The sequence below is a fragment of the Scytonema hankhaensis NUACC26 genome (assembly GCF_045865695.1).
Classification (GTDB): Bacteria; Cyanobacteriota; Cyanobacteriia; order Cyanobacteriales; family Nostocaceae; genus Scytonema.
Map to the genome: position 1 here is coordinate 69,595 of NZ_BAACAP010000221.1, position 23,453 is coordinate 93,047.

Annotated in this window: 23 protein-coding genes; 6 read left to right on the forward strand and 17 right to left on the reverse strand. The window is 41.2% G+C overall.

The genetic code is table 11. The features are described from left to right. Positions 1 to 188 precede the first annotated feature (188 nt). The 9 genes from ACKTT2_RS30895 to ACKTT2_RS30935 all read right to left on the reverse strand — a co-directional run bounded on the left by ACKTT2_RS30895 (position 189) and on the right by ACKTT2_RS30935 (position 8,315). The gene (locus ACKTT2_RS30895) at positions 189 to 1,871 is read right to left on the reverse strand and encodes an SUMF1/EgtB/PvdO family nonheme iron enzyme (protein ID WP_407893919.1); all 1,683 of its coding nucleotides are present in this window, start codon (positions 1,869 to 1,871) and stop codon (positions 189 to 191) included. A 58-nt stretch (positions 1,872 to 1,929) separates the two neighbouring features. Next, entirely contained in the window at positions 1,930 to 2,295 is a 366-nt protein-coding gene (locus ACKTT2_RS30900; protein WP_407893921.1) for a caspase family protein, read from the reverse strand. 42 nt (positions 2,296 to 2,337) lie between these two features. Continuing rightward, positions 2,338 to 2,718 (reverse strand): sugar ABC transporter permease, encoded by a 381-nt coding sequence (locus ACKTT2_RS30905; RefSeq protein WP_407893923.1) that lies wholly within the window; start codon positions 2,716 to 2,718, stop codon positions 2,338 to 2,340. Between the two features lie 428 nt (positions 2,719 to 3,146). Then, positions 3,147 to 3,596, reverse strand: a complete 450-nt coding sequence (locus tag ACKTT2_RS30910) for a hypothetical protein (RefSeq protein WP_407893925.1) — start codon at positions 3,594 to 3,596, stop codon at positions 3,147 to 3,149. A 5-nt stretch (positions 3,597 to 3,601) separates the two neighbouring features. Further along, positions 3,602 to 4,174 carry a nuclear transport factor 2 family protein gene (locus ACKTT2_RS30915; protein ID WP_407893927.1) on the reverse strand — a complete coding sequence of 191 codons (573 nt, stop codon included), beginning with the start codon at positions 4,172 to 4,174 and terminating at the stop codon, positions 3,602 to 3,604. Between the two features lie 44 nt (positions 4,175 to 4,218). Next, the gene (locus ACKTT2_RS30920; protein ID WP_407893929.1) at positions 4,219 to 5,331 is read right to left on the reverse strand and encodes an aldo/keto reductase; all 1,113 of its coding nucleotides are present in this window, start codon (positions 5,329 to 5,331) and stop codon (positions 4,219 to 4,221) included. 77 nt (positions 5,332 to 5,408) lie between these two features. Continuing rightward, the gene (locus ACKTT2_RS30925; RefSeq protein ID WP_407893931.1) at positions 5,409 to 5,951 is read right to left on the reverse strand and encodes a nuclear transport factor 2 family protein; all 543 of its coding nucleotides are present in this window, start codon (positions 5,949 to 5,951) and stop codon (positions 5,409 to 5,411) included. A 51-nt stretch (positions 5,952 to 6,002) separates the two neighbouring features. After that, a complete protein-coding gene (locus ACKTT2_RS30930; RefSeq protein ID WP_407893933.1) occupies positions 6,003 to 7,061 on the reverse strand; it encodes an alpha/beta hydrolase in 1,059 nt (352 codons plus the stop codon). A gap of 402 nt (positions 7,062 to 7,463) precedes the next feature. Continuing rightward, positions 7,464 to 8,315, reverse strand: a complete 852-nt coding sequence (locus ACKTT2_RS30935) for a helix-turn-helix domain-containing protein (RefSeq protein WP_407893935.1) — start codon at positions 8,313 to 8,315, stop codon at positions 7,464 to 7,466. Between the two features lie 171 nt (positions 8,316 to 8,486). Here ACKTT2_RS30935 and ACKTT2_RS52405 point away from each other — a divergent pair, with 171 nt between their 5' ends. Continuing rightward, on the forward strand, positions 8,487 to 8,609 hold the full coding sequence (locus ACKTT2_RS52405) for a DUF8629 family protein (RefSeq protein WP_279239738.1): 123 nt from the start codon (positions 8,487 to 8,489) through the stop codon (positions 8,607 to 8,609). Between the two features lie 311 nt (positions 8,610 to 8,920). Beyond that, positions 8,921 to 10,585: an MBL fold metallo-hydrolase gene (locus ACKTT2_RS30940; RefSeq protein ID WP_407893937.1), complete on the forward strand. Its 1,665-nt coding sequence runs from the start codon at positions 8,921 to 8,923 to the stop codon at positions 10,583 to 10,585. A 56-nt stretch (positions 10,586 to 10,641) separates the two neighbouring features. Here the strand turns inward: ACKTT2_RS30940 and ACKTT2_RS30945 are convergent, their stop codons facing one another. From ACKTT2_RS30945 to ACKTT2_RS30980, 8 genes are all read right to left on the reverse strand, one after another. Next, positions 10,642 to 10,953, reverse strand: a complete 312-nt coding sequence (locus ACKTT2_RS30945) for a DUF6679 family protein (protein ID WP_155746217.1) — start codon at positions 10,951 to 10,953, stop codon at positions 10,642 to 10,644. Positions 10,954 to 11,516: 563 nt separating this feature from the next. Further along, complete coding sequence (locus ACKTT2_RS30950) at positions 11,517 to 11,738, reverse strand: hypothetical protein (RefSeq protein WP_407893958.1); 222 nt, start codon at positions 11,736 to 11,738, stop codon at positions 11,517 to 11,519. Between the two features lie 383 nt (positions 11,739 to 12,121). Further along, on the reverse strand, positions 12,122 to 12,922 hold the full coding sequence (locus ACKTT2_RS30955) for a Nif3-like dinuclear metal center hexameric protein (RefSeq protein ID WP_407893940.1): 801 nt from the start codon (positions 12,920 to 12,922) through the stop codon (positions 12,122 to 12,124). A gap of 1 nt (position 12,923) precedes the next feature. Beyond that, positions 12,924 to 13,337: a secondary thiamine-phosphate synthase enzyme YjbQ gene (locus ACKTT2_RS30960; protein ID WP_407893942.1), complete on the reverse strand. Its 414-nt coding sequence runs from the start codon at positions 13,335 to 13,337 to the stop codon at positions 12,924 to 12,926. A gap of 51 nt (positions 13,338 to 13,388) precedes the next feature. Continuing rightward, positions 13,389 to 13,571, reverse strand: a complete 183-nt coding sequence (locus ACKTT2_RS30965; RefSeq protein WP_407893944.1) for a hypothetical protein — start codon at positions 13,569 to 13,571, stop codon at positions 13,389 to 13,391. Then, positions 13,568 to 14,068 carry a hypothetical protein gene (locus ACKTT2_RS30970; protein WP_407893946.1) on the reverse strand — a complete coding sequence of 167 codons (501 nt, stop codon included), beginning with the start codon at positions 14,066 to 14,068 and terminating at the stop codon, positions 13,568 to 13,570. The genes ACKTT2_RS30965 and ACKTT2_RS30970 overlap by 4 nt, the downstream gene beginning before the upstream one ends. Positions 14,069 to 14,208: 140 nt before the next feature. Beyond that, the gene (locus tag ACKTT2_RS30975; protein WP_407893948.1) at positions 14,209 to 15,309 is read right to left on the reverse strand and encodes a glycosyl transferase; all 1,101 of its coding nucleotides are present in this window, start codon (positions 15,307 to 15,309) and stop codon (positions 14,209 to 14,211) included. Then, entirely contained in the window at positions 15,285 to 16,463 is a 1,179-nt protein-coding gene (locus tag ACKTT2_RS30980; RefSeq protein ID WP_407893949.1) for an aminotransferase class V-fold PLP-dependent enzyme, read from the reverse strand. The genes ACKTT2_RS30975 and ACKTT2_RS30980 overlap by 25 nt, the downstream gene beginning before the upstream one ends. A 119-nt stretch (positions 16,464 to 16,582) precedes the next feature. Between ACKTT2_RS30980 and ACKTT2_RS30985 the strand changes: the two genes are divergently transcribed. The 4 genes from ACKTT2_RS30985 (at position 16,583) to ACKTT2_RS31000 (ending at position 23,266) form a co-directional block, all read left to right on the forward strand. Beyond that, entirely contained in the window at positions 16,583 to 18,121 is a 1,539-nt protein-coding gene (locus tag ACKTT2_RS30985) for a TM0106 family RecB-like putative nuclease (protein WP_407893960.1), read from the forward strand. 205 nt (positions 18,122 to 18,326) lie between these two features. After that, positions 18,327 to 19,499 (forward strand): esterase-like activity of phytase family protein, encoded by a 1,173-nt coding sequence (locus ACKTT2_RS30990; RefSeq protein WP_407893950.1) that lies wholly within the window; start codon positions 18,327 to 18,329, stop codon positions 19,497 to 19,499. Between the two features lie 554 nt (positions 19,500 to 20,053). After that, on the forward strand, positions 20,054 to 21,640 hold the full coding sequence (locus tag ACKTT2_RS30995) for a serine/threonine protein kinase (RefSeq protein WP_407893951.1): 1,587 nt from the start codon (positions 20,054 to 20,056) through the stop codon (positions 21,638 to 21,640). A gap of 78 nt (positions 21,641 to 21,718) precedes the next feature. After that, the gene (locus ACKTT2_RS31000; protein ID WP_407893952.1) at positions 21,719 to 23,266 is read left to right on the forward strand and encodes a serine/threonine protein kinase; all 1,548 of its coding nucleotides are present in this window, start codon (positions 21,719 to 21,721) and stop codon (positions 23,264 to 23,266) included. Positions 23,267 to 23,453 lie beyond the last annotated feature (187 nt).

Genomic DNA, 23,453 nt, shown 5'->3' on the forward strand with positions numbered 1-23,453 from the left:
TGAGAATAGTATGGTGCGATCGCCGAATAAAAAAATCAATTTGGCGTAAACCTCTTGATTAAATTAGCAGTTTTGGATATGATTTAAATGGCATTATCTAACCATCCAAAAAAAGCCAAAACAATTCGATCGCGCTTAGCGCGATAACCGGAAATAGAGTAAAGGGTTATAGAGTAAAGTGTAAAGAATTATAAAGCCCTCTGAACCGGGACAGCTACACGAAAACCAACGTGGAGGTTCCTGTCGACACGCAAGTTCCAGTTGCAATGCGCCGAACGGCAAATCTTCGGGTCGCCGTACCATAAACCGCCACATAATAGCCTTAAATGATTATCATTATCTTTCATCCAAGCAGTGCCATCTGTGGGTGCGCTCTCATAATTATCATGCCACGCATCTTGACACCACTCCCATATATTACCATGCATATCGTATAAACCAAAGGCATTTGGCAAAGATTTTCCGACATCTGTTGTTTGCTCTCGATATTCTCCCTTAGAACCCTGACCGTAATTGCCTGGATACACTGTCCCTTCATACGTCCAGTCTGTTCCTCGATAATTAGCCAAATCTGTTGTAATGGTCTCGCCAAAATGAAAAGGAGTGGTCGTTCCTGCTCGACAAGCATATTCCCATTCTGCTTCGCTAGGCAAACGATAATTCTTTCCAGTCTTTTGAGATAACCGAGCGCAGAACTCAATTGCATCATCCCAAGAAACCTGCTCAACAGGTCTTTTTGCTCCTTTGAAATGAGAGGGATCGGGCTTTAAATCTACTTCTACTTTAGGAAGATTGGCGACAGCTTGCCATTGAGCTTGGGTGATGGGATATTTCCCCATAAAAAAAGGTTGAATGGTCACGGTATGCTGCGGGCTTTCAGTGTCATAACGTTCTAGTTCGCTTTCAGGCGAACCCATCAAAAACTGACCCCGAGGAATTGCTACCATCTCTAGCAACACACCATTCCCCAAGTCCTCTGTGAAAAACTCTGCTCGGCGAGAAGTGCGGTTAATTTCGCAGGTTTTCTTCCCTATCCCCAAAAATCCCGATTTAACTGTAATAGTGGCAAACTCGAACTCAAACGGCTGAGTTTGGAGCGCGGGGGACTTTGGCTGAGAAACTGTTGAAGTGACTTGTTCTTGGTATTGCTCTTGTGAGTTTATTTGTTGTTCTTGCTGCAACAACTTCTTTGCTTGTTGTCGATCGCGATCGTATTCTGCTTTTTTAGGGCTAAGCACTCGTTGTTCTATGGAAGCAATATCTCCATCGCGCAACCCCAAATATTGCTGATATTCTTTTAAATCTTGTTGTACTCTTGGTCTAAACGGGTATTCTTGTTTAATTGCTTCAATTAACGCTTGCTCGTATTCATTACATTTGCGTTCGTACTCTCGGTAAGGTTGAAGGACTTCTTCTTCAATAGCTGTTCCCTCTTCTAAAGATAATTCCCACTCCTCCCGCTTTGAGTCCAACATTCGACGAGCAAAGACAGAAAACTTACCCTGTTCTTGTTGTGCTCGACTTTCCACTTCCTTACGATACTTGAGCTTGGGATCGTCTTTGGCGGACTTTGCTAGTAAAATTCTATAGCCTTCCTCAACAGGAAAGAAATTAGGAGTCATGGCTGGAGCTGCTTCTTGCACCTTGCTGCTAACATATTCGTGGAGTTCATCTACAGAAATCCAACCATCTCCGTCTTTGTCAGCTGCACCCTTTTCAATCCCTTCTACTAAGTAACGGGTGTAAATCGAAAGTTCGGAACCTTCCTGCTCAAAAGAACGTTGGGTAGAACTTGAGGATGTGAGGATAGCTCGTCCCTTACCACCGAGTTGTGTTCTGAGATCAACTGTGCCATCATCTTTTACAGTCAATCCTTTAGCGATCGCACCACTAAAGCAACAGTCTAAGATAATAACCTGTCTTTGAGATCTACTTCCATTTATGCTGTCGTGTACAAAACTTGCTGCTACTGCTGATGGTGGAACCAGTTATTCCATTCTCTTTACGTGTCACACGAGTTGATAAATACAATCTTCCGCTTTCATCTGTAATCCCATGACCGGAGAAATAAAACAGCAATAAGTCATCTTTTTGACCGCGAGAAAATAGTTTGTAGATAGCTTCCTCCATTTCTTGGCGTTGAGAATTTTTGAGCATTGCAATTTCCGTAAACCCACCTATCTCTGGGTTTGTCAGCACTCTTTGCATTGCTTCAACATCCTTAACCGCCGCAGGTAAAGGATTCAATCCCGGCTCATATTCACTCACTCCAACTAGCAGTGCTATTTTCCTCATCCTAGAAGACCCATAGCTTAAAAAATTTGACTCCTATATAATCTACCGAGGAGAATTGAGAAATTCCTGTGCTTTTTGAAATGCAAAGTTAAACTTTTCTTCATTTTCTGCTTTAATCGTCAGTTCTCTGCCATCTGGTGCTTTCACTGTCAGTTCTATCGGTTTACCACTCAAGCGTTCTTTGAGGAAATCAAACAAAGCCTTAGTTCCTGGTGCGATCGCTGGTCTTATTGTCCCAACAATGAAACCATCACCCTTAGCATACTCTGGTGCTTCTTGTGCTTCTACTAGGCTCGCTTCTTCAACTCCATCCACCTCTCGAATCTGTGGTAGCAAATTTTGCACTTTGTCTTGTAACTCTTGCTCATCTAAGTCTGGATCTGACAGGGATATTGTGACCTCAACAGTGGATGGTGTTGTCATGGGAAGAGTTAAGTTATTGTTTTTAGTAATGATTATACAATCTCTCTTGTAAATATCAACGGAAAAAAGCAAATAAAGGTAGAGCAACCCTGCTAAAAAAAGTTTTAGCTAACTTAATTTCATTATTTAGAACACAAAAAATACTGAAACCGTTTCTAACTGACTTAACTGCTGCAAAATTTGTAAAGCTTGTTGATGGTGGATTGTTCTGCGCCACCTTTGAGAATAGATACGTAGGAAAATTAATTCTTTTTACAAGGTTATTACCTAGCAAATTTTTTAGATAAAAAATATTATTACTGCGGCTTGAAGTGGCAAGATGTTAAAATCAAGCTTCAAGAATTGGGGATTGGTAGATCGGACATAATGGAAAACTAAGATGCTTCTTCACAGGAGGTGCGAGCGCCCTGACACACCATAACTACAGTTTACAATTGCTGCCAACTATGGATTAAGAGAGTAGTAATAATTGAAGAAACGAACTGTTGACTGAGAAATCTTGGAGTTTCCATTTCGGCTCGTAGTAGATGTGTTAGATGAAGAATTGAGGGGTCAGTAATCTGTATCTTTAAGATGAGCTTTCTATGAAGACAAAGTATTTTTTGGTCAATGATTTGCTCAAATCTCAAGAGACTAAGTGCAATTTGTAGATAATCTAAAAGTGGTTTTTGCTGGACATCTCTCAACCAATTAGATTCAAATTGTTCTAAGTTAGCAAAGCATTCCGTTGGTATTGAAGTAGTAACTCCCATTTGGAGAATCGCAAGACTGACTATTAAAGTATTGCTCGAGCAAACAGGTGGTTTAACAGGATATGCGTACTTGATAGCAAGCCCATCCCAAGAGGATTTGAGGATGATAATATCGGACTGTATCATAAAATTTAACTGGGGCGAATCCCTTCTTCGTAAGTCCAAGTCATTTTCATTTGTGTAACTTTCCAATGTCCGTTGATGTGGGTTAGCCCATGATTGTAGAAGCCACCGAGCGTCCACGTTTTACCAGATTTCCCCTCAAGATAGACGTGATGCGCCCGAAAGTGGGAAGTGCAGGTTGCGCGATCGCCATTAATTATCACTGCATGATTGGTTATCATGTGCTGAGTGGCTTTGAAAGTTTTGCTGAAAACGTCCGCCCAGCCAGCAACTAAGGTATCTGTTGCTACAGTATTGGGAGTGCCACCGTTAAGGGAGGTGTAGTCAGTTAGAACCTTGTCAGCAAAGGCTGCGCGACACGCTTTCCAGTCTCGTAAATCTGCACCCATACCAATGATGTTTACAGCATCGATAATTTCCGCACGGTCTATTAATTTTTGCAGTGTTTCAGTATTCATAGTGATTTGAGTCTTGGCTTGGGTGGAGGATTTAGTGCGAGCAATAGCGAAAGCACGGGTCGATAAAAATCCCATCAAGCTCGCACCTAGAGTCAGAAGCACATTACGGCGTTGAGAATTCATGGTCGTATTAAGCAATAGAATTAGAGTTAAGTTCTATACAGTAACTAAGACACGCCCCCACCTGCTGACTGAATCAACACATCGGGTTGGTATCCAGCAGGCTTGTATCCAACTGTTGCACCGCCGTGAATCATGCCTTGAATTTCTGAACCAAAGAAACTGTAGGGAAACTGTGGTTCGGGACGACTGATAGCTTCTAAACGATTAGCTAGTTCTGCGGGAATCTCAAAAGAAAGTGCTTTCAGATTGTCCTCTAGTTGTGATTGCTTCGTGGCTCCAATAATCACCGATGCAACCCCTGGACGGTTTGCTGTCCAGTTGACAGCAACTTGAGCCATACTGCGCCCAAGTTTTTTTGCCACTGTTTCCAGTTCTGCCACAATTTTCCAGTTGCGATCGCTAAACTTCTGAAACGCCGGATTTGAGATACCGCGAACCGTCTCCAATCGTCCTTCTCCTGTCGCTCCACCTTCGCTAGGCTTGTACTTTCCACTGAGAAGACCACTCGCTAACGGACTCCACACCATCGTACCCATTCCCAGTTCCAAACCGAGGGGAATAAATTCCCGTTCAATGTTACGCTCAACGAGCGAGTATTCAAGCTGGAGAGTGGAAAGCGGTTCGTAATTGCGCCACTCGGCAATAGTTTGCGCTCGTGCTGCATACCAACTTGGCGTATTGCTTAGTCCGATGTGCCGTACTTTACCAGAACGCACTAGATCGTCTAGCGTCCGCATCACTTCTTCAACTGGAGTAACTGTATCCCAAGTATGGAGAATATAGAGGTCAATGTAATCAGTCCCCAACCGTTGCAGCGAACCTTCTACCGCCCGCATAATATTTTTGCGCCCGTTACCACCAGTATTCGGATTTCCTGGTTCGGCATTGTAACTAAACTTAGTCGCCACTACAACGCGATCGCGTAAGTTGCGTTCTGTAATAAATTTACCCAACCAAGTTTCGCTAGTACCATTTGTATATAAGTCTGCCGTATCAATAAAGTTACCACCTGCATCAACATAGGTATTAAACATTTGGCTTGCGGTAGCTTCATCGCTTCCCCAACCCCATTCAGTCCCAAAGGTCATTGCACCGAGGGCGAGACGGCTGACGCGCAGTCCAGAACGTCCTAGAGTATAGTAAGTGTTGAGAGACATATTCGTAACTCCTTAATGTGTATTTTTGAAAAGTCTTTAAAGCGATCCTGAGAGTCTTTTTGTTCTGCACTATTTAATTACTTCTGCTGAGTAAAGCCACTGGGATTGCCCCAAGCCTCCACAAAAACGATAGGGTCGTAATATTCCCGAAACAGTACAACCTTACCATCGCGGAATTTGAAGAGTCCGGTATAGGTGTTGTTGTAGGGCTTTTTCGTTGCCAGTACTTCAATTTCACCACGAAATTCTACAAAGAAAGTATTAGGGTCAGTCGTAGGATAAATTATTAAGTCAGGGAACACCATACGCCCAACACTAGTTGGGAGTGCTGAGTAATGTTTGGCAACTGCAGCTTTGCCTTCAACTCGTTTGGGAAATCCAGCAGGAGAGAAGGGCATATCTTGTACTCCATCATCCGCCCATAGTTTTAGCCATTCATCCATGCGTTTTTGAGACAGCAACTGGAAATATGTACGGATGGTTTGCTCGTTTTTCTGCCGAATAGATTCAGCCTCAGTGTTTACAGTTGCCATATTTGTTATACCAGCTTGGGTTTGAGATCCGATTGTCAATAAACTCAGCATTAAAGTTGCGCCAATTAAAGTTTTTTGCATTAACATCTTGACAAAATCCTTGTTTTAGACTTAAGGAAATAATTGAGCTAAAAGCTTTTATAGAGATGTTCTCAATTGCTTAACCGTAAGAGCAACAGCTCGATCGATAGTTGCTTCTTGGTCATAAAAGTCGAATTGTTGTGCTTCTGGAAACCAAACTATATTTTTGTTATTTCCAGGGATTGCTGCAAAGAACTGACGCGCACCATCAGGAATCGCCGCTTTCTCACTATGGATAAATAAAGTAGGTACTTTGATTTGCTTGGCTTGTGGCATAGCACTAAAGGTCAACCACTCCGCCCAAGACATCACCGCAAATTGGTTTGCCCATTGAGGAATTGCACCACGTTTGGGATTCAGATAGTAATCAATATTGCCATACATAGCTGCAGCACGATTTGTTGCACTCGCTGCGGGTACATAGTCAACTTTACCTGTTTGCTGAAGTTTTGTACGTGCCGCCTGTGCGATTTTTATTTTTTCCCGTACAGCCTTTTCACCACCGTAAATGGTATTGACAATTGCTGCATCATGAATCCAAGGCGCAACAGCTACAAATGACTTGATACGAGGATCTTCTGCTGTGGCTACCGCCATGTAACCGGCTGAGGCGCAAACACCTAACCCCGCAATCCGGTTGCGATCGACTGCATCGACAGTTTGTAAGAAGCTAACAGCATTTTTGATATCCACTATCTTGGCTGTGGGTGATTCAAAACTGCGAACCTTACCGCCACTTTCCCCAAAGGTACGAAAATCAAATGCTAAGGCTGCAAATCCTTGTTCTGCAAGCTTCCGAGCATAGGTGGCTGGCATTTGCTCTTTCACTGTTGTCCAAGAACCCGCGACGATCGCTGCAGGTAACTTATCGCCCGCTTTGTAGTTGGCTGGTAAGTACAAGTTACCAACCAGCGTTTCGCCTTCGCTTTGAAACGTAACTCGATTGATACCGGGTTTGTAAGAATTAACAGCGATCGCAGTATCAGAAACTTGCTGTACTTGCGGCTGTGTTGAATTCTTGCTTTCTGACAGATTTTGTGCGTGGACACAAGCGCCACTAGTTAACAAAATCAGTGAGAGGGCAGAAGCTTTAATGGCAGAGAGTATCGTTTTCATTGTTGATTCTCCGTTGTTTCTTGTTAAATCCAATTTAGAGAATCTGCCTAAAGCATTCACGCCCGATTCTTGCGTGGTTATATCAAAATTATGCTCAGTTAAGAAATTTTCAAAAAATCAATTCTTCCTCTTGTGGGACGGGCGTCCTCGCCTGTCCTGTATTGGTGGCGGGCTAGAAGCCCCGCAGTCGCACGCCACTTGCTTCAACGGGGGGAAACCCCCGCAACGCAGTGGCTCCTCAACGGGGGGCTTTGGGGTCCCCTCTGGGGTTGGGGGGAAACCCCCCTTCGGGTTCGCTAGTTCCCTACGGCAGGAAACCCGCCTACAGGACGCTTACTCACCGCACGGCGCTGCTCTCCGCACCACAAGAAATTTTGAGAGATTTTTTTATTTGAAAATCCCTTATATAGTGTCGCGAAATTGCTTCGGCGTTACCCCTGTCAGCTTGCGAAATTGCGAGGTAAAGTGACTCGGATTGGAAAACCCTACTTGGTAGGCAATTTCTGCTGACGAAAACCGCGTCACTTTTAGTAACACTTTTGCTCGTTCGATTCGCCGTTGTAAAATGTAGCGGTGTGGCGGCTCTCCTAGGAGCGTTTTGAAGGCACGGGCAAAATGAAACTGGCTCATTGGCACTAATGCTGCAAGGTTTGCGATCGCCAATTCACTGGCTAAATTCTCTTCAATATAATCTTTGATTTGCTTGAGTTTGAGTACATCTAAAACCCCCGTTTCCTCCGGGGTAGAGTTATCCAATACTCCACCGTAGTTTCTTAGTAGATGCACTGCTAGCACGTTTCGCAATGACTCGACGTATAAATTTCCTGCTAAACCACCATTGACTAATTCCGACTTTAATAACTGTGCTACGTGTAGAATCGTTGGATCTGGAAAAATGACTCGGTGTTCCAACCTTATAGGAGTGGAGAGTCCGCTTTCATCTGCTAATCGGTTCAGCAAGAGCGGATCTAACATCAGGTTTACGTATTCGCTCTCTTTTTCGCGCCTATGCCATACAAACTCGCGGTCTGAATATAAAAACACGCTTCCTGCGGGCATAGCAGTTGTTTGTGGCTGACCTCCATCCACCGACCAAGTGACACGTTCGTGGGGAATAAACGCTACACTCAGGGCATATTTGGGCATTGTAAAGTCGAAATCTCCAATCTCTTCCAAACGAGCGTACTCGACAATCAAGTCGTCCCATTCGGCTTTAAGAATCGCTGCCGTTTGTTGGCGCTTGGGTTGCTGCATTAGAGAATTAAATACGTTATACCTTAAGCTTATACAATGTTAACATTTGGAGTAAATTTACTCATTGCTGAATTTTGCCTAACATAGTAAAGACTTTTAGGTGATTTCTCCAAGAGCGCGAATCGCTACTATTAAAATCAGAAGGTCTGTAGAGTAGAAGGTAACAAACACATGGATGTCAAGCTGATTTTAGTTGCTTTAACAGTTGTTTTCACAATTTCGTGCTTGATTTTTGGCACGAAGAATGGATTTTATGACTCAGATAACTATCATGGCAACGGCTCTGCTCATTAATCCGACCATCGCATTCGGACGCTCGCCAATCGTCCTAAGCTTAAAATTTGATTAAGTTTCATTACCGACTTTTTTTGAACATAGGGCAAGTTTGGTATAGACTCTATAGGCAAGTAAAAGCCATTTTAATAGGATGGGGATGTCTAACTGAACTTGCAACGGACACTCTGTGGATGGGTAGACCTTCCACAGTATTTGTCCGGTGACGAACACTTTCCTAAACTCTGCTTTCCAGAGTACATGAGTGTCCTCCCCTACAAAATTGGCTTTTGGCGATTGGCTAAAAACACGAAATTAGAGGGGAGGCAAAAATGAGCGATCGCCTATCACTATCCTCTGGAGTTGACACAAAGGGTACAGCCAGTGAGTTAGAGTGTTTATCTTATGGGGTTCATCATGATAAAGAAGGCGTTTGCTTGTTAGTGCGAATGGGACCGCACCGCATTCTGCTTGATTGTGGCTTGACGGATATCTCTCCCCTAGCAAAATCGTTAAAAAAATCAGCCCGTCGGGGTAGCACTCCTCTACCAGCAGATTTAGTTCTTGTCAGTCACGCCCATCCAGACCATACTCGGGGGTTGTTAGCACTTCATAAAACATTTCCACTGTTACCGATATACGCTAGCGAAGTCACTAGTAAGTTACTACCCCTGAGTTGGTTAGACCAGGATTCTGAAGAAGTTCCATCTTTTTGTCAGGCATTAGCCCTACGCTCGCCTGTAGAATTTAAAGATGGTTTGGTAGCAGAATTGTTTCCTGCAGGTCATCTCCCTGGGGCTGTAGCAATTCTTCTAACGTACACGACTGGAGAGCGTTCTTACAAACTGTTGTACACAGGAGATTTTTTCCTATCTAACTCTCGACTTGTGGAAGGTTTGCGCTTGGAGGAATTGCGGGGTTTAGAGTTAGATGTCCTGATTGTTGAAGGAAGTTATGGAACTTCTCGCCATCCTCACCGCCGCTCTCAAGAGAATCAGTTAGCAGAAAGAATTAACCGAGCGATCGCTGACCGTCATTCCGTAATTCTACCAACGTCTACTTTAGGATTGGGTCAAGAATTACTCATGCTTTTACGCAGTCATCACCATTTTACAGGACGGGATTTAGATATTTGGGTTGATGGAACTGTCGCTCTTGGATGCGATGCTTATCTAGAACTTCTACCTTATTTTCCCGCTTCAGTCCAAAACTTTGCTCGTCATCAACCACTATTTTGGGATGAACGAATACGTCCTCGCGTGCGTCGCTTGCTGTCAGAACAGCGTTCCCATGTCAGTCACTCGCCTTGTATTATCCTCACTGACGCTGATGCCGATCTACAAGAGTACTGCCTTCCTGGAACTGGTCCTTGGTTAACTCTATTCCCAGAAAAAACCAATATAAAAATAGATAATAGATTCTCCGAATTCACCAATATAGAAACTTACCTGCTTGCCCAACACAGCGATGGTCCAGGGACTACCCAACTCATTCACAATTTGCGACCTCAGCACGTTATTTTTGTCCACGGTTCCTCGGCATACCTAGCCGATTTAACCAGTTTAGAAGAATTACAAAATCGATACCATCTCCATTCGCCAAATGCAGGAATTTTGGTAGATTTACCAATTGGCGAAACTTTTTTACAGCCAGCACCTCCAGAAACCAATTATGAAGGCGAACTAACCGAATTAGCATCTGTTGTCACCATAACTCTCCCTGATGCCATCGCCGCCGATCCCCGTTGGCGACAATTTGCTGACACGGGCTTAATCGAAGCCCGTTGGCAAGGGGAAGAACTTGTATTACGAGGGCTAACACAAAGAGAACTTTTGAGTCAAAATAGCGAGCGTCCTACGTGGTCTGATGTTGACTGCTGCGGTACATGCCGACATCAAAGGGGACAGAGATGTTGGAACCCCTCGTCCCCGCTATACAACTTCAAGGTAACTCTTGAAGGTTATTGCCCTGCCTTTGAAAGAAGTAATGATGGTTAATTGTTAGTGGTTAGTGGTTAATTGTTAGTTGTTGACCACTAACCACTAACCACCAACTATTCTGGATTTGAATCAGTAAAGCGATTGCGGATGCGTTCTGCTTCTGGGCAATCTTCTGTTAAAAGAGGTTCGACATTGCCACGGGGAACTGATGCTAACTTTTGAGTTACAGCACCAATACTTTCAAGGCGAACCATTTCTTCCCAAGAGCAAATCTCGTCTTCTTCTTCTGTTTCATAACGAAGGGTGACTAAATCTCCCTCAATATCGATGATGCGAGCGCGTTCAATCCAGCGTTGCTGGTCCCGCAAGAACACGCATACCTCTCGCCCATCGCAACAAAGCTGATAAATCTTGCGGTGTAGCATCTATTGCTTCTGCCTTTTTAAATCTAGTTAAATCTGTCAACATTTGGGTTTTCCCGAATTTGTGACACCTCTTTTAGGTTCGTACAACGTTCCCAATTATGGTGTCTGTCTTGACCCAAGCCAAAGACCGATCTGTAGTTTTTTAGCTATGTGGGCTTTATGGGTCGTAAAGTTTGCTGTTACTATACCAGCTAAACTCCATCCCTGTCGTGGTAATTCAAAAAACGTGGACTTCTGGCGAAGTCACACAGTTCTGTATTTACCCTAACCGAGTTAAAAGACTCCGGCGAGCCCTGTTTACCATTATGTAATAAAAGATACTCCACAACAAAAGGTAATTGCGGTTGCTTTAGTTGCCTACTTGTAGTCATTGGCATCCTTAGTAACTCTAGGGACTTTGCTTTACTTTTACCCCTATATACTCGATCTTAGCTTATTCTCTTGTGACCTTCACGTCTTTTCACCAAACAATACGTTGAATATTTCTTTTTTTTACTTGCTACCCACTCTAATTATTTTTTCTATTCTCAAGAATTCAGTACCAACTCATCTCCTAGGGAATATTAGCCGATCGCATTGTACAAGAGAAACTCTAACGGCATAGCTTTGTGTGAAGATGATTCTCGTTTAATCCGACCAACGCGAACTGCATCATAGAGGGCTGATAATGCTATCAAATCTTTCGACTGATAACTTTTTGCTATTAGCACCTGATAAAGAAGACCCTCAGATTCTACACTGAGGCATCCAGTTTGGAAAGCAGATTCAACGAGCGTGCGGATCATGTGTGGATGTAGACGTTGGTGAGTTCTTGCATCCACTATGGCTTTTTTTAATTTCTTGCGGTCTGATGCAGATCTGTATATCCCTGTGATTTGCCCTGTTTTTTTTATGTGATTAAAATCACACTAAATTTAGATTTTGCTCATTTTTACTATACCCTATTTTATTTCAAAAATCACAATCAAAAAATACTACGTCAAGTTTTATATGGTGGGCAATGCCCACCCCACAGTAATTAGATATTTTCCCAAAGAAAAAAAGGGATTTTTACAAAAATCTAAGAGTTCTATAGATACTAACGTAAAAACTACTCTGATTTTTTCAAGAGATAGTAAATTTCAGTTAAAGTTTGCGAAAAACAAAACATATATCTCTACAACATCTATCAAAAAAACACGCGGAAATCTTCATCTTTTTGACTCAACTGCACCCAATCCAAGTTTAAGAATTTTAACTTTTGAACTAGGCGATCGCAAGCAGGGCGTTCTGTTGCGTAATGTCCGGCATCAATTAAAATGAGATTGCGATCGCGACTTTCTTGGAATTGATGAAACTTACAATCTGAAGTCAAGTAAGCTTGAGCGCCTGTTTTAAGAACATCTGAAATAAAACTAGCACCCGAACCACCTAAAACTGCTACTCTTGAAATCATCTGCTCTAAATCATCTGTTGGTGAGACTAACAGATGAGGTGGCGTCAGTTTAGATTGGATTGTCATTAGCAAATTCTTTAAAGTCAGGGATGGGTTAAGATTTCCTACACGTCCGTATCCCAAACTTGATTGAGTAGTGACTACGGGAGAGACATGTTGAAGGTCTAAAATTTGAGCCAAAACATCAGCCGTCCCATCCTCAACTTGGTCAAAGTTAGTATGAGCGCTATAAATCCCGATTTTATGAATAAATGCTAAGCGTACCATTTCACTGATAGCATCGCCAGTGCGTAGAGACTTAGGTGGATTAAAAATCAAGGGATGGTGGGCAAAAATCAAATTCACAGGGATACCCGAATTGCGTAAAGCTAGTGCTTCTTGCATAACCGCTAAAGTCGGTGTTAAACAGATTAAAACTCGTGCGCTTTCCTGTAACACTCCAGGCTCAACTTGCCAACCACAATTATCCCAACTTTCTTGCCAAGCTGGATTTGCCCATTCTTCAAACCAAGCGATTAAATCTGTAATTTTCATCCTATCCAAAAATATGAACAACCAATTCCCTTACGTGACTTCTTTGTCTGTGTTCCCATACGTAAATTCCTTGCCAAGTACCCAAGACTAAATGACCGTTATTTACAGGTATATTTTCTGAAGTACGGGTTATGGCTGTACGAATATGAGCTGGCATATCATCGGGACCTTCTGCATCATGAATGTACCGACCAGATTCTGGCACTAATTTTGCCATAAAGTTTTCCAAATCTTTAAGTACATCTGGGTCTGCATTTTCTTGAATTAACAGACTAGCTGAAGTGTGGCGTAAAAACAAAGTACACAGACCTGTTTCAACTCCTGATTCGGCGACTATAGCTTCAATTTTGGACGTGATGTTAAGTAAAGATTTACCTGTAGTAGATACTCTAAGTAGTTTTTGATAATGTGGCATTGTTATTTGTTATTGGTCACTGGTCACTGGTCACTGGTTACTGGTCACTGTTCACTGGTCAGGTGATTCCTCGACCTCGTTATCTAGCCATGGAGAGTCAAAGTGACTCCACGGAAGAATAGGTTTATTTGGTAAGTTAGGGGTTAAGACTGTAATATTTGCTGGATCGGGTTTTGGCAAACGCAAGCCTTTAACTTTTGACCCTTTATTATTACACTGTTGAGATGAACTCATAATTTTTGTTGTAGATTGGGTATAAAGTAAACAGCTACAACGTGTAGCAAAGCAACTAAGGCTAGTCCCCAAGTCACACCAGCAGCATAGAACAAAGATAGAGAGATATCATTCAATGGCTGCTTGTTAGCATTATATGTCTCTACTAGATTAACTAACATCTGTAACTGATATTCTTCTGGTTGCATTACCAGATATGTTTCTAAAAATTGCTCGTTTTCCGGATTTGGTGAGATGACAAACTGGCGAGGTAGTAAAGCGTTTACTAACAAGGTAAAGTTTACTGAGAATAACACTACCTCCATAATACTAAACAAGCTAAATACAGAAAGTAGTCTGGCAATAGTTAGAACGCTTAACAGTGCGCTATTTACCACAAATAAAATATTCGTTTGAGTGAGCAAAATTTGCCGTTCTTCCTTCTGCTTATCCAAAACTCGGCGCACGTCTTGAGAAGCTAAGCTCAAAGTCAGGGAAGATAATTGTTGTGGTTCCATGAAGAAATAGGGGAATGGGGGTTGGGGAACTCGGGGTCCCCTCTGGGGATAAGGGGCAATGGGGATTGGGCATGAATTTAGTACTTCTCCCTTATCTATTTTTCTTGTCTCCTAACTGGTCACTGGTCACTGGTCACTGGTCACTGGTCACTGTCTTGTCCCCAGTCCCTAAAATAATTAATGACAGCATTGGCTATAGTTTCATTTCCATCTTTGGCAATGGGTTGAGATTCTTTTGGCGCTTGAGGTGGTTGGTTGAGAAAATCCCAGGTTCCTTGGAAAAATTCGGATGGGGTGAGGATTTGATGATGGTTGTAACTAGAAATACCATTAAGCAGAAAAGCTGCTTCCGCAAAATCATCGCGGGTAACTGAAACAATAGGCAATCCTAATTTAGTGGCTTCCGCAAAAGTACTGTAGCCCGGTTTGGATACAACTCGCCCGCAAACAGGCATAAAATCTACAGGACGGTATTTACGGTCGGTGACTGGAATTACGTTGGGCAATTGGGGAGCATTTTTATCGAAGATAATAAATTGCCAATTGGGAAACTGTTGCAGATTGTGATAAGGAATTTGTTGCAAACCTAATCCGCCAAAGGTGAGTAGGATAGTTTTTTCTACTGGGGCTGTGATTCCCCAAGTAGAACGAACTTCTTCTGGAGTATATCGGGGAGAGCCACCTGTTAATCCAATATCTATGATATTTCCAAAAGCACTCATTGGTTCGTAGAATGGGAGACGATACAAGCGATCGCCCAGTGAGTAACAATCGCTTATCCAATCAGCAATTTCTGTAAAGCTTCCCCCCCAATCTCTATAAACGAAGTCCCATCCAAAGTTACTGACTGTCCAGCAAGGTATACCAGCAGCTTTGGCAATTTCACTTGCGAGGAAGGGAACATCTGCTAAGACCAGATGAACCCTGTTTTGGCGGATAAAATTGACTTCAGAAGCAATGATGGAATTTCTATTTTTCTTTATCTCTAGTAATTTTTCCAAAGTCGCGTCTTTATCCATCTGCAAACTATCCGCCTGCACCACACCTAAATCTAACGCACGGGGACGTTGGATAAAATCGCCTTCAATATAGCAATCTAACAACCATCGTGGAGCCGTTGTTACCATAACGATCAGAACTTCCGGGCAGAATTTCTGAATTGTGGCGGCTACGGATGCAGTACGGGTTGTATGACCAAAGCCATGATTGGTGAGTGCTACGTATATTGTGGGTCTTTCCATCTTTGAATCGCTTCTACTAGCCCATCGATTTCTGATTCTAAGGTAAAATAATGCACACAAGCACGCACGCAATCGGGATTGGCTATTCTTCGGGTGAGGTATCCAAGAGATTCCAAGAACTCTACGAGTTGCTGGCTAGTTTGAGGCGTGTGATGAGTCAATTGAAAAGAGACTAAACCACTTTCTGGTGGAGAAGTCCGCAAACATTTTATTTCGGGTAATGCTTGCAGGCGTTGCCAAAGATACTGGGTTTTCTGACAAATTTGCTGAAACCGTTCTGTTGCGGTTCCCCATTGCTGATGAAAGGAGATTGCTTCTCTTAACCCCGCATATAACGGATAATTTGATGTTGCTACTTCATAACGACGCCCATCTGGATACCAGTTCGCTGATTTGGCTTGACTATTAGAAATGATTCCACGCCAACCAATAAATGTGGGATGGTGATTTTCTCTTGCTTCCGGTTTCACATACAAACCTCCCACTCCACCAGGTCCGCACAACCACTTATGTCCTGTAAAGGCGTAAAAATCAACTCCCAATTCAGTTAAATTTAGAGGTAGTAAGCCAACGGATTGAGCTGCATCTATCATGAGCCTTGCGTTGTTCTCATGGCATACTTTTGCTATTTTGTCAAGAGGCAAGATTTGACCGGTATTCCAAAGAACATGACTGAGTATAACAAGGCGAGTGGATGGGCGTAAATGCTGAGCGATCGCTTCTACGGGATCGCCTTCATTTAAAGTTGCTAAAACAGGGCAAACAGTGACTTCAACAGCTTCCCGACGACTAATTTCCCGTGCTGTTGCGATAATACCAGGGTGTTCGCAATCAGACAATAATATATGGTCGCCAGAATGCCACTCAATACCCCACATAGCAATATTGCAACCAACAGTGACATCCTCTGTCAATGTTATCGTTTCCGGCGGTGCATTTAACTCAGATGCGATCGCAACTCTAGTCGCTTCTATTTCTTCCTCTATCCAGCAATTGACTTTTGTACCGAAAGGACCGACTTCCTGAATGTAAGCTTGAGCCTCAGTAATAGCACTTAGAGCAGATTGAGGCATTGGTCCTTGACCGCCATAGTTGAAGTAGAATTTGTTTGCTAAAGCTGGAATTTGCTCTCGATGGTGATGCAGTGTACTCATCAGTAAGTATGAAGGATAAAGTATGAAGTATGAAACACTAGTATCTTATCCTTCATCCTTTATCCTTTATCCTTCATACTTTAATGCCACAACACGCTTATTCTTGTTACGCTAAAGGAATGCTAATTAATGCTGAATTACTACTGCAATACCAACGTTGTAAGCGCCGACCTTTTTTAGACCTTCGCGCTGACAAAAGTCAGCGAGATCCTGCAAATGACTTGCTGCTTAAACTACAACAAGACAAAATTGCTCATAAGCAGAGTGTTGTGGAACAATTTAATTATCAACGTCCAGACTACCGCTATGGAGATTGGGAGACAGGTAAAGCTGCAACATTAGAGTTAATGCAGCAGGGAGTGGAGTGCATTTATCAAGGGGCGCTGATTGCTAGTGACTACCGAGGGTACACCTTGGTTAGCCGTCCCGATCTTCTTCTGAGACAAGCAGGAATGTCTCGTTTTGGAGATTGGATATACGTTCCAGTCAACATTGAACTGGGTAAACGTCCCAAACAGGAATATCAAATTACAGCAGCATTTCACGCTTACGTATTAGCAACAGTACAGCAAGTAGAGTTGGAAACAGCTTGGCTGATGTTACGTGGAAGGGAAGCGAACTATCCTGTAGATATTTCAAGATGGGAACCCCTGATGCACGAGATTATAGGGGAGTTTATTCGAAGTTTGAAACAAGACGAACCACCAGAGGTATTTATCTCTCGCCAGAAGTGCAGTCTTTGCACTTGGTACAGTAGCTGTTATAAAGTAGCCCAAAATCAAAAACATCTTTCTCTACTACCAGGAGTCACACCTGTTCGTTATAAACAATTAAAAGCACTAGATATAACAACTGTAGAGTCTTTAGCTAAAACACATCCAACACAAATAGAACAGTTACCTGGTTTTGACCGTGTAGTAGCTCCCAAACTTATTATACAAGCTCAAGCTATAGTTGAAAACCGACCCATTATTTTACCTGACTTATCATTAAGAAAAGATACGACTACAGATTTTTATAATTCAAACCCCTCTAATTCTATTAAAGAAGCTCAAAGAAGGTACGTAGATCTTTTTAACGAAACTTATCCTTTGGAAGAGCTTTTATCTACAGCCCCAATAGAAATATTTTTTGATATTGAAGCACAACCAGATTTACATCTAGATTACCTGTTGGGAGTGTTAATTGTCGATCGAGAAGCTAATACAGAAACATTTTATTCCTTACTTGCAGAAAGCCAAGAAGATGAAAGATTAATTTGGGAGCAATTTTTAAATTTAGTGGGACAGTATCCAGATGCACCCATTTATCACTTTTGTGTTTATGAATTTGATACAGTTCAACGCTTAGCTAAACTTTACAAAACTCCTTATAGCTCTGTATTTCCCGTATTAAATCGGTTTGTAGATGTTTATGAGATATTAACGCAAAACGTAGCTTTACCAGTAGAAAGTTACGCTTTGAAAACTATCGCTCGCTGGCTAGGGTTTAAATGGCGCGACTCAGAAGCAAGCGGTGCTAAGTGTATTTACTGGTATGACCAGTGGTTAGAAACAGGCGATCGCACTTTGTTAGAAGTTATCCAACGATACAATGAAGACGATTGCCGCGCAACCCGTAGTGTAAAAGATTGGCTTGTTAATTTTTTTAATTGTTAATTGTTTGTTGTTAGTAGCAACCAATATCTAACATTATAAGTAGGTAGGGCTAAAGCCCACCTTATTTATAGCGCTCCTTGGTTACAATAGACATCTGGTGGAAAAGATGTAGGGGCGCAAGGCATTGCGCCCCTACTAAGACTACTATATTTTTTGGTGGGTAATACCTACTTAGATTTATTTCTATAGTCCAAAACAACTAACCATGACACAATTTATTAAAAAACTCTTTAAATTTCCAACAATTTTGTTTCTAATTCTTCCAATTATCATTATTGGGATCTTTTTTATTGATTTTCCCGCACCATCTGTTCCAATAACGGGAATAGATTTTATAGGTTCTACTAGTTTTCCGACGAGTTTTTCTTTTCAAAAAACTCCGATGGGAGGGTTTTCTGGTATAACTTACGATTCCGAAAAGCAACTCTTCTACACTATATCTGATGACCGAAGCGATAAAGCACCTGCTCGGTTCTATACGTTAAAAATAGATCTTGGTAATGGACAGCTAAAAAATGGAGGTGTAGTTCCTGTCGGTGTTACCACACTTTTAAATGACGCTAAACAAACTTTCCCAACAGGAAGCCTCGATACAGAAGGAATTGCTTTAAATAATAACGATACAGTATTTATTTCTTCTGAAGGCGATGTCAGACAAGAAATTAACCCTTTTATTAAAGAATTTTCTCTATCTTCCGGTCAAGAACTGTCATCTTTACCCATTCCTAACAAATTTTTACCAGAGAAAAGTGGTAACCGAGGAATTCGGAACAATTTAGCTTTTGAGTCTCTTACTATTACCCCAGACAAGCAATCTTTGTTTACTGCAAATGAAAATGCTCTTGTTCAAGATGGTTCAGAAGCTAAACCAAAAATTAGTAGTCCTTGCCGGATTTTACAATATAATCTGAAAACGGGAAAACCAGAAAAAGAATTTCTTTACATAACTGAAGCGATCGCACCTCTTTTTAATCTTTCTCCGAGATTTGATAGTGGTTTAACAGATTTAATTGCTCTAGATAACTATGGAAACTTCCTCAGTCTAGAAAGAACTTTTACGGGGTTAGGTTTTTCTATTGCAATATACCAAGTTTCCATCAAGGGTGCTGATGATATTAGTAAGATAGAGAGCCTTACAACTGTTGACATTAAAAATATTAAAACTGTTAAGAAAACACTGATTTTAGATTTAAGAAAACTAGATTTAGCTCTCGATAATATTGAAGGTTTAAGCCTTGGTTCTCAACTACCAGACGGACAGCGATCGCTAATTTTAGTGAGTGACAACAATTTCAATCCACTTCAACAAACCCAGATACTAGCCTTCAAGCTAAAAATGGAACCATCTATTATTAGATTTTTCCGTCATCTTTTTTAGTGATTATTTAACTCATACTTGCCTTGGCGAATAGAATTCGCGGCTATACAGGCAAAAACCCTCCGGGTATCTCCTATGTGCAAAGCACACGCTACGCGAACGGAGACGCTTCGCGATGCCGAAGGCTATGCCCGTAAGGGCTATACGCCAGTCGCTTGGGCGTGGGAAACCCGCCTGTAGCGCTGGACTCACCACCTACGTGGGTTTTTAATTCCTGGATTCATCAGTCCGCATAGACGGATGAGCGTTTGTGTAGTTGCGAATTCCATTCGCCCAATTTTTCAAATGTTTCCGTGTATCTTCTTATATGCATTTTTTTGTATATGTGTTAAATAGGAATTAAAAGATTTCACTGAGTAGGTTATAAGAACTTATTCTTTTTTTATCTTAATCTTTATTAATTCTTATTTAACTTTTTTAATTTTTATAAATAAAAATAATATGAATTTAAATACAATTAGTAATTATAGAAAGTTTCTGCCATTCTCAAACTGACTCTTTTTTCAAAAATTACGATTCTGATAGGAATATATCGAGGTTAAAAAAAAGTGGTAATGACCAAAACAGATATAGACGGATATATCGGACATTTTTTAAATAATCGTTATCTTATTAAAGATGGGATTGGTAGAGGTGGTATGGGCAAAGTTTACCTAGCTGAGGATGCAGCAAAAGGCGGAATACCAGTTGCTGTAAAAATTCTATCTTTAAATTTGGTAAATCAGCAAATGTCGCAACGCTTTGCTAGAGAAATTTTTATTGGTGCTCAACTAGGACGTAAAAGCAAACATATTGTTCGTGTTTTGAGTTATGGTATTACCGACGCTCGCGTGCCGTTTTATGTAATGGAGTATCTCCAAGGCAAAAATTTAAAAGATATTTTAAAAACAAAAAAAATAACGATAGAAGATTTTTTAGAACTTAGTTACCAAATATGTTTGGGTTTACAGTGCGCTCATCAAGGAGTGAGTTATAAAGGAGATATTTATCCTGTTATTCATCGAGATATTAAACCAGAAAATATTTTTATTACAGAAGACGCAAAGTCTAATGTAATCGTAAAAATTCTTGATTTTGGTATTGCAAAGTTTTTAACAGAGCGTTCTGGGCTAACGCTGACAGATTCATTTGTGGGAAGTCTTCCTTACTGTTCTCCAGAACATATGGAAGGACGCAAACTACTAGATGTGCGTTCGGACATTTATAGTTTGGGAGTTTTGATGTACGAGATGCTTACGGGAAAGCATCCGTTTAGTACAAAAGCTCAATCTTTTGGAAATTGGTATCAAGCTCATCGTTTTCAAGCACCGCCACCTTTCGAGGAGATGTTTCCTCAGATCGACATACCAATAGAATTAAATCAATTAGTGATGAATTGTTTGGCGAAAGAGGTTAATGCTCGTCCCCAAAGTATCGATCGAGTGTTAGAAAGTTTAGAGAAGATTCAACGAAATATAAATGATGTGAGTGAGCGAGATAAAACTCTTCAATCTGCTTCTACAGTACAATTAGTACCCGTAACGTCACTATCAGAAAAAGTTTGTTTGGAGAAAAATTGGCCAAAGAATAAACCTATAGCACTTATTTGTTTTCCTCATCTCCTCCAAACTCAGTATGGAAGTATAGCAACTTTTTGGGCAATGCTACCTAAAAAAGAGATAATAAAGTTTTTAAATGAAATCAATGGAACAGAATTTATTTATTCCCAAGATTTACATCCCATGCTATTATGGGTAACTGTTTTATGCGATGGTAAATTTGAACTCACACGTTGGTTATCTTATTGTTTAGATTTTAAGGATAATCGAAGTCAAAAGATAATACGTCTTTTAGCTGATACTGGCTATTATCATTTACTCTTTTTTTCTTTAGAAGAACCATCTATTTGTTCTCATGTTATAACTTTGTCAATCGCCGCTTCCCAACGTCAGCAGTTAATAGATTGGTTAGAAAAAGCTCAGAAATTAAATTTGGAGTTCTCTGGTAAGAATAGTAAACATGAATTGAAATTACAATATGAAAAAATGAAGCCTGATATACTGGAACAATTAGTTATCAATCGACGGAAACAAAAATTAGATGTTAAAAAATGGGTGATTATGTTATTTGATAAATTTTTACATTTTTTAGTCTATCGTTAAATGCTATAACTTCCATAAAGTGGGTAATATCAATACATCAGCTAGTTGTATATTTAGTGTGTTTCGGAGGTTGTAAGAGTGATTAAGAGCGCGTTTGCATCTCCAGCCAATACAGGGTTGCTTGCCAATCGTTATCAATTAAAACATTTTATTGGCAGAGGAGGTATGGGAGAAGTTTTCCTAGCAGATGATGTTTTGTTAGGAGGAATACCAGTTGCTATTAAATTCTTGTCTCAAACAGTCTCAGATCCAAAGATGGAACAGGATTTTGCTCGTGAGGCTCGTATTTGTGCTGCTTTAAGTCAAAAAAGCATAAATATTGTGAGAGTCACAGATTATGGGGTGAGTAAGGATGAAAAGCCCTTTTATGTTATGGAGTATTTGTTAGGCAATACATTAAAGGATTTGATTCCTACGTCTTTGCCGATGTTTATTTCACTTTGCCGTCAAATTTGTTTGGGCTTGCAATGCGCTCATAATGGGATGGAAATTGATGGTAAAGTATACCCCTTAGTTCATAGGGATATTAAGCCAGCAAATATATTAGTGCTTCCAGATCCTATTTTGGGTCAGTTGGTAAAAATTCTAGATTTTGGTATTGCTAAATTTTTAAATTATTCAGGTTCAATACTTACAATAACAAAGGGATTTCACGGGACTTTACCTTATTGCTCTCCCGAACAACTAGAAGCTGATGAATTAGATAATCGCTCTGATATTTACAGTTTGGGAGTCATGATGTTTGAGATGCTAGCGGGTGAAAAACCTTTGCAACCAGAAAGTGACTTTTTTGGTGCTTGGTATAAAGCTCATCACTTTGAAAAACCGCGAAGTATTACAGATATTAGACCAGAGCTAAAATTGCCAAAAGAACTGAATAATTTAATTATGGCTTGTCTTGCGAAAGTACCAAGCGATCGCCCTCAAAATCTGACGGCTGTTCTTAAAGTATTAGACAGTTTGGAAGTTGTAGGAATAGGAGACAAGGCGAAACACACACTTCCTCATCCCCTCCCCCCTTCCCCCTCACCTTCTTCCTCTCGCACCCTACCCTACACCCTACACCCTACCCCCAGTTCTGGATTAACTCTGGCAGTAGAACAAGCGTGTAAAATGCTTGAGTGGCCTAAAGACAAACCAATTCAGGAAATAGTTTTTCCCTATCTTCTCGATACTGAATCGGGAACTGCAAGCGCCTTGCTCCTCATGATGCCCAAACACAAAATCAACAGCTATGCGTTTTCGACTCGTTACAACCAATTTATCTTTGTGACAACTCCTCATCCAATGCTTTTATGGGTAACATTACTCTATAACAAAGAACTCGGTCCAAAATGGCTCCCTTGTTATTTGGATATGCAAAAACCCCAAAATCACAAAATAGTGTATTCCTTAGCCGAGCGCGATCGCTATCCTTTGATTTTCTTTACGTTGGAAGCCCCCTACTCATGTGCGAGTGTTATGAGTTGTCATATCGAGACTCTCCAAAGACAGTTACTCAAAAACTGGATAGAGCAGAGTAAGCTTTTGCCTCCTTCTTCTGCTGTTGCATTAAGCAAAGAATTGCTGAAACAACAGTATAAATTGATGCAGCCTCAAATTCTACATCGTTTAATTGGGGACTAGGGACTAGGGACTAGGGACTGGGGACTGGGAAAATTTACCAATTCCCAATCGCCAATCGCCAATCGCCAATCGCCAATCGCCAATCGCCAAAATCAATCCAAAATCTCTTGACAACTGCCTAGCTGTTCGGCATAATAGATAAAGTGAAAAACAAGGGACTGTAGTTCAATTGGTTAGAGCACCGCCC

What these genes read in the sequence shown, in the direction of transcription:
- ACKTT2_RS52405 (WP_279239738.1), top strand. Translation starts at nt 8,487, where the DNA reads ATGGATGTCAAGCTGATTTTAGTTGCTTTAACAGTTGTTTTCACAATT.
- ACKTT2_RS30930 (WP_407893933.1), bottom strand. Translation starts at nt 7,061, where the DNA reads ATGAAAACGATACTCTCTGCCATTAAAGCTTCTGCCCTCTCACTGATT.
- ACKTT2_RS30965 (WP_407893944.1), bottom strand. Translation starts at nt 13,571, where the DNA reads ATGAGTTCATCTCAACAGTGTAATAATAAAGGGTCAAAAGTTAAAGGC.
- ACKTT2_RS30970 (WP_407893946.1), bottom strand. Translation starts at nt 14,068, where the DNA reads ATGGAACCACAACAATTATCTTCCCTGACTTTGAGCTTAGCTTCTCAA.
- ACKTT2_RS30990 (WP_407893950.1), top strand. Translation starts at nt 18,327, where the DNA reads ATGACACAATTTATTAAAAAACTCTTTAAATTTCCAACAATTTTGTTT.
- ACKTT2_RS30980 (WP_407893949.1), bottom strand. Translation starts at nt 16,463, where the DNA reads ATGAGTACACTGCATCACCATCGAGAGCAAATTCCAGCTTTAGCAAAC.
- ACKTT2_RS30940 (WP_407893937.1), top strand. Translation starts at nt 8,921, where the DNA reads ATGAGCGATCGCCTATCACTATCCTCTGGAGTTGACACAAAGGGTACA.
- ACKTT2_RS30995 (WP_407893951.1), top strand. Translation starts at nt 20,054, where the DNA reads ATGACCAAAACAGATATAGACGGATATATCGGACATTTTTTAAATAAT.
- ACKTT2_RS30915 (WP_407893927.1), bottom strand. Translation starts at nt 4,174, where the DNA reads ATGAATTCTCAACGCCGTAATGTGCTTCTGACTCTAGGTGCGAGCTTG.
- ACKTT2_RS30945 (WP_155746217.1), bottom strand. Translation starts at nt 10,953, where the DNA reads ATGCTACACCGCAAGATTTATCAGCTTTGTTGCGATGGGCGAGAGGTA.
- ACKTT2_RS30905 (WP_407893923.1), bottom strand. Translation starts at nt 2,718, where the DNA reads ATGACAACACCATCCACTGTTGAGGTCACAATATCCCTGTCAGATCCA.
- ACKTT2_RS30950 (WP_407893958.1), bottom strand. Translation starts at nt 11,738, where the DNA reads ATGATCCGCACGCTCGTTGAATCTGCTTTCCAAACTGGATGCCTCAGT.
- ACKTT2_RS30960 (WP_407893942.1), bottom strand. Translation starts at nt 13,337, where the DNA reads ATGCCACATTATCAAAAACTACTTAGAGTATCTACTACAGGTAAATCT.
- ACKTT2_RS30900 (WP_407893921.1), bottom strand. Translation starts at nt 2,295, where the DNA reads ATGAGGAAAATAGCACTGCTAGTTGGAGTGAGTGAATATGAGCCGGGA.
- ACKTT2_RS30920 (WP_407893929.1), bottom strand. Translation starts at nt 5,331, where the DNA reads ATGTCTCTCAACACTTACTATACTCTAGGACGTTCTGGACTGCGCGTC.
- ACKTT2_RS30975 (WP_407893948.1), bottom strand. Translation starts at nt 15,309, where the DNA reads ATGGAAAGACCCACAATATACGTAGCACTCACCAATCATGGCTTTGGT.
- ACKTT2_RS30925 (WP_407893931.1), bottom strand. Translation starts at nt 5,951, where the DNA reads ATGTTAATGCAAAAAACTTTAATTGGCGCAACTTTAATGCTGAGTTTA.
- ACKTT2_RS30935 (WP_407893935.1), bottom strand. Translation starts at nt 8,315, where the DNA reads ATGCAGCAACCCAAGCGCCAACAAACGGCAGCGATTCTTAAAGCCGAA.
- ACKTT2_RS30910 (WP_407893925.1), bottom strand. Translation starts at nt 3,596, where the DNA reads ATGATACAGTCCGATATTATCATCCTCAAATCCTCTTGGGATGGGCTT.
- ACKTT2_RS30985 (WP_407893960.1), top strand. Translation starts at nt 16,583, where the DNA reads ATGCTAATTAATGCTGAATTACTACTGCAATACCAACGTTGTAAGCGC.
- ACKTT2_RS30955 (WP_407893940.1), bottom strand. Translation starts at nt 12,922, where the DNA reads ATGAAAATTACAGATTTAATCGCTTGGTTTGAAGAATGGGCAAATCCA.